This window comes from Williamsia sp. (assembly GCF_036566845.1).
GTDB lineage: Bacteria > Actinomycetota > Actinomycetes > Mycobacteriales > Mycobacteriaceae > Williamsia.
Genome location: NZ_DATCVM010000094.1, coordinates 1 through 13520, shown reverse-complemented (window position 1 = coordinate 13520; position 13520 = coordinate 1). Strand labels below are relative to the sequence as shown.

10 protein-coding genes are annotated in these 13520 nt (G+C 64.7%); 5 read left to right on the top strand and 5 right to left on the bottom strand.

Annotated features, from left to right (window positions below; genetic code table 11):
- The first annotated feature begins 24 nt into the window (after window positions 1-24).
- From VIQ49_RS07905 to VIQ49_RS07890, 4 genes are all read left to right on the top strand, one after another.
- Window positions 25-4647 (top strand): ATP-dependent helicase, encoded by a 4623-nt coding sequence (locus VIQ49_RS07905; protein WP_331882873.1) that lies wholly within the window; start codon window positions 25-27, stop codon window positions 4645-4647.
- A gap of 143 nt (window positions 4648-4790) precedes the next feature.
- Window positions 4791-5402: a TetR/AcrR family transcriptional regulator gene (locus tag VIQ49_RS07900; protein WP_331882870.1), complete on the top strand. Its 612-nt coding sequence runs from the start codon at window positions 4791-4793 to the stop codon at window positions 5400-5402.
- A 61-nt stretch (window positions 5403-5463) separates the two neighbouring features.
- Window positions 5464-6675 carry a thiolase family protein gene (locus tag VIQ49_RS07895; RefSeq protein WP_331882868.1) on the top strand — a complete coding sequence of 404 codons (1212 nt, stop codon included), beginning with the start codon at window positions 5464-5466 and terminating at the stop codon, window positions 6673-6675.
- Window positions 6676-6689: 14 nt separating this feature from the next.
- Window positions 6690-7097: a Zn-ribbon domain-containing OB-fold protein gene (locus VIQ49_RS07890; protein ID WP_331882865.1), complete on the top strand. Its 408-nt coding sequence runs from the start codon at window positions 6690-6692 to the stop codon at window positions 7095-7097.
- 6 nt (window positions 7098-7103) lie between these two features.
- On the opposite strand, the gene glpD is transcribed toward VIQ49_RS07890, so the two are convergent.
- Window positions 7104-8849: a glycerol-3-phosphate dehydrogenase gene (gene glpD / locus VIQ49_RS07885; RefSeq protein WP_331882863.1), complete on the bottom strand. Its 1746-nt coding sequence runs from the start codon at window positions 8847-8849 to the stop codon at window positions 7104-7106.
- Between the two features lie 140 nt (window positions 8850-8989).
- Here glpD and glpK point away from each other — a divergent pair, with 140 nt between their 5' ends.
- Window positions 8990-10498: a glycerol kinase GlpK gene (gene glpK / locus VIQ49_RS07880; protein ID WP_331882861.1), complete on the top strand. Its 1509-nt coding sequence runs from the start codon at window positions 8990-8992 to the stop codon at window positions 10496-10498.
- A 40-nt stretch (window positions 10499-10538) separates the two neighbouring features.
- Here the strand turns inward: glpK and VIQ49_RS07875 are convergent, their stop codons facing one another.
- From VIQ49_RS07875 to VIQ49_RS07860, 4 genes are all read right to left on the bottom strand, one after another.
- A complete protein-coding gene (locus tag VIQ49_RS07875) occupies window positions 10539-11828 on the bottom strand; it encodes a hypothetical protein (RefSeq protein ID WP_331882859.1) in 1290 nt (429 codons plus the stop codon).
- Window positions 11829-11925: 97 nt separating this feature from the next.
- Window positions 11926-12540, bottom strand: coding sequence for a DUF3558 family protein (locus VIQ49_RS07870; protein ID WP_331882857.1), 615 nt, complete (start codon window positions 12538-12540; stop codon window positions 11926-11928).
- Complete coding sequence (locus VIQ49_RS07865; RefSeq protein ID WP_331882855.1) at window positions 12537-12851, bottom strand: hypothetical protein; 315 nt, start codon at window positions 12849-12851, stop codon at window positions 12537-12539. The genes VIQ49_RS07870 and VIQ49_RS07865 overlap by 4 nt, the downstream gene beginning before the upstream one ends.
- A gap of 126 nt (window positions 12852-12977) precedes the next feature.
- Window positions 12978-13343, bottom strand: coding sequence for a hypothetical protein (locus VIQ49_RS07860; RefSeq protein ID WP_331882853.1), 366 nt, complete (start codon window positions 13341-13343; stop codon window positions 12978-12980).
- Window positions 13344-13520 lie beyond the last annotated feature (177 nt).

Below are 13520 nucleotides of genomic sequence, written 5' to 3'. Positions count from 1 at the left end.
GGACCTCTCGTGGATCATGGGGCAATGGCCACCCGCAAGCCCTCACCGCCGAAATCTGCCGGCATCGACGCGCAGCAGGTTCTCGGTCGGTTCGGCGCGCCCACCCGCGCCTGGTTCACTGCGGCATTTCCGGAGCCCACCGCGGCCCAGTTGGGTGCCTGGAGTTCGATCGCCGACGGCGAGAACACGCTGGTGGTGGCCCCAACCGGATCAGGAAAGACGCTGTCGGCATTCCTGTGGGCGCTCGATCAGCTCGCGGCGCACCCTGTCCCCGACGGCGCAGATCCGGCGGGTACCCGCGTCCTCTACGTCTCGCCGCTGAAGGCCCTGGCCATCGATGTCGAGCGCAACCTGCGCGCACCGCTGATCGGCTTGACCCGGGCGGCGGAAGATCTGGGTCTGCCCGTCCCCGAGATCACTGTCGGCGTCCGGTCGGGCGACACCCCACCGGCCCAGCGCCGCCAGTTGCTGCGCAAACCGCCGGACATCCTCATCACCACCCCCGAATCGCTGTTCCTGATGCTGACGTCGTCGGCCCGAGACACCCTCACCTCGGTACAGACCGTCATCGTCGACGAGGTGCATGCCGTTGCCGGGACCAAGCGCGGTACTCATCTCGCGGTCTCCCTGGAACGTCTCGATGCGCTGCTCGACGCCCCCGCCCAGCGCATCGGCCTGTCGGCGACCGTCCGGCCGCCGGAGCGCATCGCGGAGTTCTTGTCGGGCAGTCGCCCCTGCGCGGTGGTTCAGCCCGTAGCGCAGAAGACATTCGACCTGTCCGTCGATGTACCGGTCGCCGACATGACCAACATCCCGGTGGTCGCCGGTAACGAGGAGATCGATGACGAGGCGTCCGCGCCGGCAGCCGGATCGCTCTGGCCGTACGTCGAGAACTCCATCGTCGACCTGATCGAGAAGAATCGGTCGACCATCGTCTTCACCAATTCGCGTCGACTGGCCGAGCAACTGACCGCCCGCCTCAACGAGGTCCACGCCCTCCGGATCGGTGAGGCGCCGGAGTCCGCACCCAATCCGCGGGTGCCGGGCGGAGCCCCGGCACAGGTGATGGGCAGTGGCGCCAGCAAAGGGGCGGCTCCCCTGCTGGCCCGCGCACACCACGGTTCGGTCAGCAAAGAGGTTCGCGGGCAGATCGAAGAAGAGCTCAAGGCCGGACGTCTGCGCTGTGTGGTCGCCACCAGCAGTCTCGAACTGGGCATCGACATGGGTGCGGTCGATCTGGTCATCCAGGTGGAGGCCCCACCCTCGGTGGCAAGTGGGTTGCAGCGGATCGGCCGCGCCGGCCACCAGGTGGGCGAGATCAGCCAGGGAGTGCTGTTTCCCAAGCACCGGGCCGACCTGCTGCGCTGCGCCGTTGCCGTCGAACGGATGACCGACGGACTCATCGAAGAACTCACGGTCCCGTCCAATCCGCTGGACATCCTCGCTCAGCAGACCGTCGCCGCGTGTGCCACCGGCAGTATCGACGCCGACGACTGGTACCAACTCGTCCGCCGGAGCGCACCATACGCAACACTGCCGCGACCGGTTTTCGATGCGACACTCGATCTACTGTCGGGACGTTATCCGTCCGACGAGTTCGCCGAACTGCGGCCGAGGATTGTCTGGGACCGCGCACAGGGCACGTTGACCGGTCGGCCCGGCGCACAGCGCCTGGCCGTCACCTCCGGCGGAGCCATCCCCGACCGGGGTTTGTTCGCGGTCTACATGGTCGGCGAAAAGCAAACGCGCGTAGGTGAACTCGACGAGGAGATGGTGTACGAGTCGCGGGTCGGCGACGTGTTCGCGCTGGGTGCCACCAGTTGGCGCATCGAGGACATCACTCACGACCGCGTCCTGGTCACACCCGCGTTCGGCCAGGCCGGACGCCTGCCGTTCTGGCATGGTGACAGCATCGGCAGGCCCGCCGAACTCGGTGAGGCCATCGGCAAATTCGTCGGTGAGCTCAGCGACAACAAGAAGCTCGAATCGCACGCGAAGCGACTGGGCCTCAACGATTTTGCCCGCGACAACCTGGCACAGCTGGTATCGGAGCAGCAGGCGGCCACCGGCCATCTGCCCACCGACCGCACGCTGCTGGTCGAGAGATTCCGCGACGAACTCGGCGACTGGCGGGTCATCCTCCACTCCCCGTACGGCTTGCGCGTACACGCACCGTGGGCCAGCGCGGTCTCGGCCCGACTGCAACAGGACTACGGCATCGACGGGGCGGTCTCCGCAGCGGACGACGGCATCATCGTCCGGCTTCCCGACACCGACGACCAACCACCGGGTGCGGCTCTGTTCGGGTTCGAGGCCGATGAGATCGAGCAGATCGTCACCGAGCAGCTCGGCGGTTCGGCCATGTTCGCATCCCGCTTCCGTGAATGCGCTGCCCGGGCGCTGCTCCTGCCGCGGCGCAATCCCGGTCGTCGCGCACCGCTGTGGCAGCAGCGCCAGCGCAGCGCGCAACTCCTCGACGTGGCGCAGAAGTTCCCGCAGTTCCCGATCATCCTCGAGGCATTTCGCGAGTGCCTTCAGGACGTCTACGACCTACCCGCACTGGTCGACGTCCTCACCCGGATCTCGACGCGACGGCTGCGGATCATCGAGATCGAAACGCAGACACCGTCTCCCATGGCATCGTCGCTGTTGTTCGGGTACGTGGGCGCCTTCATGTACGCCGACGACGCCCCGCTGGCCGAGCGTCGTGCCGCCACACTGTCCCTCGACACCGCACTGCTGGCGCAACTCCTCGGCCGCGTCGATCTCCGTGAGCTCCTCGACGCCGCTGTCATCGCCGATACCGAGGCCAAACTGCAACGGCTGCATCCGGATCGTCGTGCCCGCGACATCGAAGGCATCGCGGATCTGTTCCGCTGGCTCGGGCCACTACGGTCGGCCGATGTGGCCCTTCGGTTCACCGGCGACGATCCGCAACCCCTGATCGACGAACTCGTCGCCGCCGGACGTGTCATCACCATCGGTCACGGCGATCGGGGTGGAACGCGCAGCGGAGCCGACGTCGACCAGACCCGGTTGTACGCCGCCGCGGAGGACGCCGGACGTCTGCGCGACGGGTTGGGTGTCCCGCCACCGCAAGGACTTCCGTTGGCATTCCTCGAACCCGTCGACGACCCGCTCGGCGACATCGTCGGCCGCTATGCCCGGACCCACGGACCGTTTATGGCATCGGATGCCGCCGAGGCGCTGGGTGTGGGCGTGGCAGTGGTGCGCGACACCCTGGTGCGCCTCGCCGGGCAGCGGAGGGTGGTCGAGGGCGACTTCCGGCCCGAACCGGCCGGCACCCTGCGCAACGGTGAACAGTGGTGCAACACAGAGGTTCTCGCCGGATTGCGCCGGGCCTCGCTGGCGGCGAGTCGCGCCGAGATCGCGCCGGTCGCCCATGAGACCTACGCGCGGTTCGTGACCGGTTGGCAGCACGTCACACAGCGGTCGCGGCTCCGGGGTATCGACGGCGTGTCCACGGTGATCGATCAGCTTGCCGGCGTACCGATTCCGGCGTCCGCGTGGGAGTCGCTGATTCTGCCGGCCCGGGTCGCCGACTACCGCCCCGACATGCTCGACGAACTCAGCGCCGGTGGCGAGGTGCTCTGGGCCGGTCACGGACGGCTGTCGGGATCCGACGGCTGGATCAGCCTGCATCCGGCGGATGCGGCCGAGGAAAGTCTCCCGGTCCAGGCCGAGATCGACATGGGCGAACTGCACCATCGGTTGCTCGAACAGCTTGCCTCCGGCGGAGCGTTCTTCTTTCGGCAGCTCAGCGATGCGCTGGCCCTGGGTGGCGTGTCTCCACTCGGATCCGATCTCGAAACGGCCCTGTGGGATCTGGCGTGGGCCGGACGGATCAGCAACGACACATTCAGCCCGGTGCGGGCGCTACTCGGCCCCGGCCGCAAACCGGGCGGTACGCGCGGCGCCCCCGCACATCGTGGTCGCAACCGGTTTGCCCGGACACCACGGACGGCGCCGTTGTCGATGACCGGTCGGTGGTTTGCCCTGCCGGAACCGATGTCCGATCCGACCCGGGCGGTGGCCGCGCAATGTTCGGCACTTCTCGATCGGTACGGAGTGGTGACCAAGGGCGCCGTGGTGAACGAGGGCATCACCGGTGGATTCTCCCGGGTGTACAAGGCGCTCAGCGGCTTCGAAGACAGCGGCAAGGTGCGGCGCGGCTATTACATCGACGGGCTCGGAGGCGCCCAGTTCGCCGCGACCACCACCGTCGATCGGCTTCGCGACGAGGTCGAGACAATCGGCATGTCTGCGCTGACGCTCGCCGCCACCGATCCGGCCAACCCCTACGGCGCCGCGCTGGCGTGGCCGAAGCAGACCGAAGGGCATCGTCCCGGGCGCAAGCCGGGTGCGCTGGTGGTTCTGGTCGACGGGCACCTGGTCTTGTTCGTCGAGCGCGGCGGCAAGACCGTCCTGACCTTCAGCGAGAACGTGGCCCATCTGGAGGCCGCGACCGGCGCACTGGCGAAGGTGGTGATCCGCGGCCAGGTTGATCGACTGCACGTCGAACGCGTCGACGGTGACCCGGTTCTGACCAGTGACCTCGCACCACATCTGCGGGAGAGTGGCTTCGCGGCCACGCCGCGGGGGTTGCGGCTGCGGCGCACCGGCTGACCCGGATCGCCCGAACGCGCCGTGCGACGGACAGGGCAGGTCGGGACAATTTAGTGTGTACCTAGACTCGGGCGTCGCCAGACGTCTCAACAGGTCACGGCACACGTACGCGCGGTGGCCCACAATCGCAAAGGACTCCCTTCATGGCGCAACAGGCACCTTCCACTGCGGCGGCGACGCTCAGTTCGGAGCTGCCCGCCTGGCAGCAGGTGCGCCGGCTGAGCATCATCAAGGCCGCCAACGCCGCGCTCAAGGCTCAGGAGTACGAGCAGATCCAGATCCGCGATGTGGCGCAGGAGGCGGGCGTAGCGCTCGGCACCCTCTACCGATACTTCTCGTCCAAAGAACACCTCTATGCCGCCGTCCTCCTGGATTGGGCCGAACCCGCGTATGCGCGATCGGGCGAGAACCTGTCGGAGCATCAGATCCGCGCCAAGATGAACGCGGTGATCTCGGCGTTCGAACGGCGCCCCCACTTTTTCAAGGTGCACGTGATCCTGCAGTCGAGTTCGGACGCCAACGCAAAGTTGCTCCTCGGCCAGTTCTTCTCCGTCTGTCAGCAAACACTGACCGGCGATTTCGCGCGCCTGGGTCCGGGCGCGGCCACCGACGCCGCGATCATGCTGTGGTCGATCATCAACACCGCCCTGACATCCGCGATCTACCACGACGGCACGATGGACGACGTCTACCGGCTCTGCAACCGATTCATGGACTTCCTCTTCGGTCCGGTCGAGCCCACCCTTGAAAACTAGATTCGGATTCTAGTAGGTTGGCGGACGACCGTCCTTCCATTTCTGACCTGCAGGAGCACCCATGGGGTTTTCGGGCGATGCGGCAATCGTCGGATACACGGAATTGCCTCCTCAGAAGGTTTCCACCCGAACACCCCGCTTCACGCTCGAACAGTGGGCAACGCTGTCGGCGGCGGCCATCGAGGATGCCGGATTGACCGGCGTGGCAATCGACGGGATCGTGACGTCGACGCTGCTCGAATCCGAGATGTTCGTCCCGTCGACCATCGCGGAATACCTCGGCGCGAAGGTCAACTTCGCCGAAGTGGTCGACCTCGGTGGCGCTTCGGCATCGGCAATGGTCTGGCGCGCTGCCGCAGCCGTGGAGCTGGGCATCTGCGAAGCGGTTCTATGTGTGCTGCCCGCCGACTACGGCGTGCCGTACAACGAGAAGAAGCCACTGCCGGAGAGCCTCACCGACATCCTGCTGTACGGCTCGTCGTCGAACCGTTTCGGCTCACCCCAGGCCGAGTTCGACATCCCGTTCGGCAACCTCGGCCAGAACGGTCCGTACGGTCAGATCGCGCAGCTGTATGGCTCGGTGTACGGATACGACGAGCGTGCCCTGGCGAAAATTGTTGTGGATCAACGGGTCAACGCCAACCACACGCCCGACGCGATCTTCTACGACAAGCCGCTGACGATCGAGGACGTGTTGGCGAGCCCGATGATCGCCGATCCCCTGCGCCGTCTCGAGATCGTGATGCCGTGTTCGGGCGGTGCCGCAGTGTTGGTCACCTCCGCGGCGCTCGCCAAGAAGAGCAAGAATCGCCCCGCGTGGGTGAAGGGGTTCGGCGAGCACGTTGCCTACAAAACGCCGAGCTACGCCGAGGACCTGTTGCAGACGCCGATCAAGCAGGCCGCCAACACCGCGTTCGCGATGAGCGGTCTCGAGCGCGCCGACATGGACATGGTCTCGATCTACGACTGCTACACCATCACCGTGCTGATGAGCCTGGAGGATGCCGGCTTCTGCGAAAAGGGCAAGGGCATGGAGTTCGTGAACTCGCATGACCTGACCTTCCGCGGAGACTTCCCGTTGAACACTGCCGGTGGCCAGCTCGGCTTCGGCCAGGCCGGCCTCGCCGGCGGGATGCACCATGTCTGCGATGCCACCCGTCAGATCATGGGCCGGGCCGGCGACGCACAGGTCGGCGACTGCAACCGCGCGTTCGTCTCCGGCAACGGTGGCGTGATGGGCGAACAGACCACCCTGGTTCTCCAGGGCGACTAGAAAGCGATCACCTCATGACGTTCACCACACCGATGCCGGTGAAAACGCCTGTGACCGCTCCTTACTGGGACGCGTTGGCAGAGCACAAGATCCGCATCCAGTATTCACCGTCACTGCAGCAGTATGTGTTCTATCCGCGCATCCTGGCGCCCGGAACGCTCGCCGACGACCTCGAGTGGCGCGAGATCTCCGGACTCGGATCGCTCTACACCTTCACCATCGCGCGAAAGGCGGTGTCGCCGCACTTCGCCGACGCTGTGCCGCAGCTCGTTGCAGTCGTGCAGTGGGACGAAGGCCCCCGGCTGTCCACCGAGCTGGTGAATGTCGCACCGGAGGACATCGTCGTGGGTATGCGGGTCAAGCCCGTCTTCTTCGACCACCCCGACGACAACGTCACCCTGTTGCGGTACGAACCCGCCTGAGTACCATCAATCCGGAACCGGTACCGGTTCGAGGAGTTCAGAGCGCGATTCCGGAGCGGCCGCGCGTAGCGCGTCGGCGGATTCGTCGTCCGGCTGACGCTGTGAGGCGACCTCGGCCGTGACGCGTGCGAGGTATGTCTCGACCTCGAAGCTGGTCTGTGCGGCGTCCCAGTCCAGCAGTGGTGCAGCCAGATCCGCCACCTCGGCGGCGCAGTTCACGCCCCGGTCGGGGTATTCGATCGCGATCCGGGTGCGGCGCGCGAGAATGTCTTCGAGGTGCAGTGCGGCTTCGCTGACCACCGCGTAGACCACTTCGACCCGCAGGTACTGCGGAGCACCCGCCAGCGGTTCGAGCAGGCTTGCGTCCTTTTTCGCGTAGGACAAGACCTCGTCGATCATCGAGCCGTAGCGATTGAGCAGTCGGCGAATCCGGTACGGGTGCAGACCATGGCGTTGTCCGAGCTGATCGCATTGGTTGATCAGCGCGTGGTAGCCGTCGGCTCCGAGCAGCGGCACCTTCCCGGTGATGGACGGCGCCACTCGCACCGGGATGAAGTCGGTGATGGCGTCGACCGCATCGGCGGCCATCACTCGGTAGGTGGTGTATTTGCCACCGGCGATCGCGATCATCCCGGGTGCGACCTCGGCGACCGCATGTTCGCGGGAGAGCTTCGACGTCTCGTCACTTTCGCCGGCGAGCAGTGGACGGAGGCCGGCGTAGACGCCTTCGATGTCCGCCTGGGTCAGGGGCGTGACCAGCACCTCGTTGACGCGTTCGAGAATGTATTCGATGTCGGCTGCCGTGGCGGCCGGGTGCGCGAGGTCGAGGTTCCAGTCGGTGTCGGTGGTTCCGACGATCCAGTGGGTCTCCCAGGGGATCACGAACAGCACGGACTTGGCGGTCCGGAGGATGATCGCGGACTCGCTCACGATGCGGTCGCGTGGGACCACGATGTGCACACCCTTCGACGCCCGGACCCGAAAGCGGCCGCGCTGCTTCGACAATGCCTGGATCTCGTCGGTCCAGACCCCCGATGCATTGATCACGCAGTGACTGCGGATATCTGCGACCTCACCGGACTCGGTGTCCCGGACGCGAACACCGCTGACCCGGTCAGCCTCCCGAAGGAACCCGGTGACCTGCGTCGAGGTCCGGATGACCGCGCCGTACTGGGCGGCCGTGCGCGCCACGGTCAAGGTGTGGCGGGCGTCGTCGACCACGGTGTCGTAGTAGGTGATCCCGCCGGTGAGCGAGTTCCGTTTGAGTGACGGAGCGATTCGCAGCGCGCCTGAGCGGGTCACATGGCGTTGCCCGGGAACCGATTTCGAGCCGCCCAGCGAGTCGTAGAGAAACAGACCTGCCGCAACATAGGGCCGTTCCCAGACCCGATGGGTCAGCGGATACAAAAATGGGAGAGGTTTGACCAGGTGCGGGGCGAGGGTGCTCAGCGACAGCTCCCGTTCATGCAGCGCCTCGCGGACGAGTCCGAACTCGAGCTGTTCGAGGTACCGCAGGCCGCCGTGGAACATCTTCGATGACCGGCTCGACGTTCCCGACGCGATGTCGCGGGCTTCGACCAGTGCCACCCGCAATCCGCGAGTGGCGGCATCGAGCGCAGTTCCGACCCCGACGATGCCGCCGCCGACCACCACCACGTCGAACTGTTCGGTTGACAGGCGCTGCCAGGCGTTTTCCCGGTAGCGCGGACCGAGGTCGGCGGGACGATCCGGATCGAATGTTGCTGTGCTCATCGCGATCTCCCATTCGGCTGGGCGGACACTCTTGTCCCAGGTTACCCGCTGGTAACTATTCAGCCACTCCAAAGTGCTCAGTGACACGTCGAGGTTCGACACAGCAAACTCTACGGGCAGTTCATGGAACACTCGGGGACGTGAGCAACACCACGGGGTACGTAGCCGCGGTCGACCAGGGAACAACGTCGACCCGATGCATGATCTTCGACCATTCCGGACGTGTCGTCAGTTCGGAACAGGTCGAGCACACGCAGATCTTCCCGCGGTCCGGGTGGGTCGAGCATGATGCCGTCGAGATCTGGCGTCATACGCGCAGGGTCGTGGCCGCTGCCATGGCGGCGGAGGATCTGCAGACCTCCGACATCGTCGCCGTCGGGATCACCAATCAGCGTGAGACCACGGTGGTGTGGGACCGGTCGACGGGGCAGCCTGTCCACAACGCCATCGTCTGGCAGGACACCCGCACGGCTACCCTCTGCGAAGAGCTCGCCGGAGATCAGGGGCCGGGGCGGTACCAACAGCGCACCGGTTTGCCGCTGTCCACCTACTTCTCCGGACCCAAGATCCGCTGGATTCTCGACAACGTCGAAGGCGTCCGGGAGCGCGCCGAAGCCGGCGAATTATGCTTCGGCACAATGGATACGTGGCTGGTCTGGAACATGACCGGCGGACCGGACGGCGGACAGCATCTGACCGACGTCACCAATGCCTCGCGGACCATGCTCATGGATCTCGAGTCGCTGACCTGGGATGAAGAGATCTGCGCCGAGATGCAGATCCCGATGAGCCTGTTGCCGGAGATCCACAGCTCGTCGAAGGTGTATTGCCATGTCCGCGAGCGTGGTCCGCTCGCCGATGTTCCGATCGCCGGCATCCTCGGCGACCAGCAGGCGGCGACCTTCGGGCAGGCCTGCCTCAAGGCAGGTGAAGCCAAGAACACCTACGGCACAGGCAATTTCCTACTCCTCAACACCGGCGAAGAAGTTGTTCGCAGCGAGCATGGACTACTCACCACCGTCTGCTACCAGATCGGCGACAACAAACCCGTCTATGCGCTGGAGGGTTCGATCGCCGTCACCGGATCGCTCATCCAATGGCTTCGCGACAATCTGGGATTGATCAGTGCCGCAAGCGATATCGAGGCGGTTGCTCAAGCTGTCGATGACAACGGCGGCGTCTACTTCGTGCCGGCGTTTTCGGGTCTTTTCGCTCCGCGCTGGCGTCCCGATGCACGTGGCGTCATCGTCGGGTTGACCCGTTTTGTCAACAAGGGGCACATTGCGCGAGCGGCGTTGGAGGCCACGGCTTTCCAGACCCGCGAGGTGATCGAGGCGATGCAGGCCGATTCGGGTGTGACGTTGTCGACGCTCAAGGTTGATGGTGGCATGGTGGTCAACGAGTTGCTGATGCAGTTCCAGTCCGACATTCTCGGCGTTCCGGTTGTCCGGCCGGTGGTCAACGAGACCACCGCGTTGGGCGCCGCCTATGCCGCCGGTCTGGCCGTGGGCTATTGGGACGGTGAGCAAGAGATCCGCGACAACTGGGCGCAGGCGAAATCGTGGGAACCCGCAATGTCCGCCCCTGATCGCGATGAACGCTTCGCACAGTGGAACACCGCCGTGGAACGGAGCTACGACCTGGCCTGAGCCGGCTTAGCTCGCGCTGTTGCCGTTGCGCTGGCTGCCGTTACGTCCTGCTGTCGGGATTGTCGGCACCGTCGCCGCCAGGAGTGTCCGGCTGCGAGCCCTCGACCGGGGTGCTGAGATCTACGACGCGAGCCCAGTCGCCGAGGACTGGCGGCCCCACCAGGGGAAGCCGCCCGACGATCTCGTCCCCGTTCTCGCGGGTGTGGAGATACGAGGGTGCGCGATGCTGTCCGTCTTTGTCTTTCCCTGCGCCGCGACCGCCGGCCGGTGATCCCATGGGACTTGCACCGCGGGCGCCGGTCGACGGTGTGGCGCCGGCTGATTGGTTGGCACCGGTGGTCGGTGAGATCAGCGATGCGGGGGTCCGTCGGCCGAGTGGGTTCGCTTCCGTCCCAACACCGCCGGCACCGCCGCCTCCCCCGGCGCGGCCTCCGCCCGAACCGCCACCCGCTGAGCTGCCGCTGCCTGATCCACTACCGGACCCTGCGCGACCAGTGCTGTTCATCGCCGCGGCCGATGTCGATCCGCCGCCGCCGGCACCCCCCGAGATCGGTGCACCGAACGCCCCGTTCAGCGGGCCAGGCGTGGATCCGTCTGCGCCCGACCCCGCTGTGTCGGTTCCGCTTCCGAGTGTGAATGGCGTGTCCCCGGCCGGGCCTCCCGCATAGGAGGTTTGGTCGCCACCTGGTCCGCTGGGCCCGCCGGGTCCGTCGGGGTCTTTCGCGCCGTTGATCCCGGTGGGGGCGAACAACGCTGGACTGTTGTCGCCCGATCCGCCACCTGCGCCACCGGCACCTGCGGTCATGACCTGAGCTGGTTCGAAGCCCGCGCCGAGGACCGGCAGCGGCGATGCGTCATATTCAGGGAGTGAACCGTTGGCGCCGATCACGGGGTTGCTGTACGCCTCAGTCATCGTCTTCGCCATCAGGGATCGCTGCATCGCGATCGCTGCGCTGTTGCCCTCGTATTCAGAGAAGCTTTCGTCGATGTCGGCGATGTGGCTCTGCGTTTGCGAGAGGATCCCCGCGATGGTCGAAATGTGGTCCGCGATCTTGATCCCGACTGCCGCCGAGCCATCGGTATGCCGGATGCCGGCTATGTTTGCCTGCCTCGAACTGTTGACCGTCTCGCCGCTGAACTCACCTTCGGGATACATCCGCGGTAGGGACGCTTCATAGACCTCTGCAGCCACCTGGATCCGTCTGGCGATCAACTTGATCGCTTCCGCATCCGCCGCAGCCGATGCTGCCTGCATGCTGGCGCACACCCGACGCATCTCATCGAGCGCATGACTGACCCAATCAGTCGGCTCGATCGACTTAGGCGCCACCTTCTCCCCCGATCCCCTCTCAGCACCTCCCCAGCACTGATCTGAGCAGCAGTCTAGAGCACGAGGCCCCACGGCGCCGCCAAAGCTTCACGCCAAGTCACTCTGGAATCTTGTCGATATATGCTCGCGTAAACGAATCAACGAATTCACACGGCTCGGCGGCCTTCCCCTCCGCAGAATCGAACACCATGACATTAGTCACAACACCCGCTTTGAAGGACTGCACATAAGTCGAGCACAGCTCACTACTTTCGTACTGAATCCCAAAACTTCCCACTCGACGATCACCCACCAACAGATCTGATCTCCAGTCGACTTCAGAAACACCTTGACGATAGACGTCCAAAGACTCCGAGTTCGTAACGACCTGAGACAAGCTAAAGCCATCCGGCATTTTCCAACTGCAGCCTCGCGTTCCCTGCCCGTCTACTTGAGCCACGTCCTCGATCTGCGCTGGATCAATTCCGAACGCAGTCAGCTCCTCGTCCGAATACGCAACGCAAGGCTCGAAACTCGTACCGTCGTTTGCAGGGTTCCATCTGTTTGGAAACCGATTGTCAAACGGCAAAGGGACCGGGGTACCTGAAACAATCGACGATTCTCCCGGCGGATTTGCGGTTATCGGAACAGCTTTTGTTGTGGTATCACCATTCTGACACCCACTCACAGCGACTAAAATCAGGACCAGAACAATTATATTGCGTATCGTCATCGCTCGAAGTTTGCTCCACCTTCCAAATCAGCCAGATTTAGAGAACTCTTTGACTTCCTACATTGTGATGCAAGACTTTCGAGATACGAAACCTCAGAGCCCACGGCAGCAGAAAATGATCCGTCCGTTCCACGAACTAGGTCTTTGAGGTTGTCAATAATTCCCTCACCCTCCGCACACTGGCCGGCCCAGTTCGTAGTAACAACGTCCTGTAAGTTCACCGCCTCAGCCTTAAGTGTCGCGGCGAAAGTCTCCGCGGCTTGCGCGACCTTCTCCCATTGTTCGTCGGTGAACTTCACTTCGTCGCCCATAGGTCCCCTCCTCGCATAGGTCTCCCACCTGATATAAGACGTTAGCGGGTGCCGATCGGTTCCACCGCAACATCGAGCCCGGCATCAGTTGGTGTCTGATGCCGTAGCTCAATGCCTGTTCAGCTATTAGCCCTGGTCAGGACCCTCTGACTCTGAGGTATCCAACTTGGGGGTCCCAGCCTCGGCGTTCTCAGACTCCGGATCAAGTGTCGCCTCGGTTTTGCCCCGAGTCAGCTCCGACAGGATCTGAGCCAACTTGCTCTGGCGGTCGGCCATCACCTTCGCCCACGCCGCCTCCACCGTCTCGTTGGCATGATGAGCCCGATTCACCCGCGGCTTACGCTCCGGATCCACACCAACCGGCGGAATCCACGCCACCCTGCCCTTATCGGGACCCTCGGTGAGCATCACCGTCTGCCACTGATCCGGACCATCCCCAATGAGCTTGTGATGCGGCGGGCACGCCGGCGTCAACGCATCGATATCGGTCAACCCGCCCTTCACCCACGCATCGACATGATGCTCTCGGTCCAAGTCGCCGGATTAGGGCATCCCGGATGCGAACACCCCCGATCCCGAGCAAACAACGCCAACCGCTGCCCCTTCTGCGCCGTACGTTTGGCCCGAGCAAAATACAACACTTCAGCGCTGTGATCAGCGAACACCGCC

Coding starts and splice junctions, on each gene's coding strand:
- VIQ49_RS07870 (WP_331882857.1), bottom strand. CDS start 12,540: ATGACGATACGCAATATAATTGTTCTGGTCCTGATTTTAGTCGCTGTG.
- VIQ49_RS07895 (WP_331882868.1), top strand. CDS start 5,464: ATGGGGTTTTCGGGCGATGCGGCAATCGTCGGATACACGGAATTGCCT.
- VIQ49_RS07890 (WP_331882865.1), top strand. CDS start 6,690: ATGACGTTCACCACACCGATGCCGGTGAAAACGCCTGTGACCGCTCCT.
- VIQ49_RS07865 (WP_331882855.1), bottom strand. CDS start 12,851: ATGGGCGACGAAGTGAAGTTCACCGACGAACAATGGGAGAAGGTCGCG.
- glpD (WP_331882863.1), bottom strand. CDS start 8,849: ATGAGCACAGCAACATTCGATCCGGATCGTCCCGCCGACCTCGGTCCG.
- VIQ49_RS07900 (WP_331882870.1), top strand. CDS start 4,791: ATGGCGCAACAGGCACCTTCCACTGCGGCGGCGACGCTCAGTTCGGAG.
- VIQ49_RS07905 (WP_331882873.1), top strand. CDS start 25: ATGGCCACCCGCAAGCCCTCACCGCCGAAATCTGCCGGCATCGACGCG.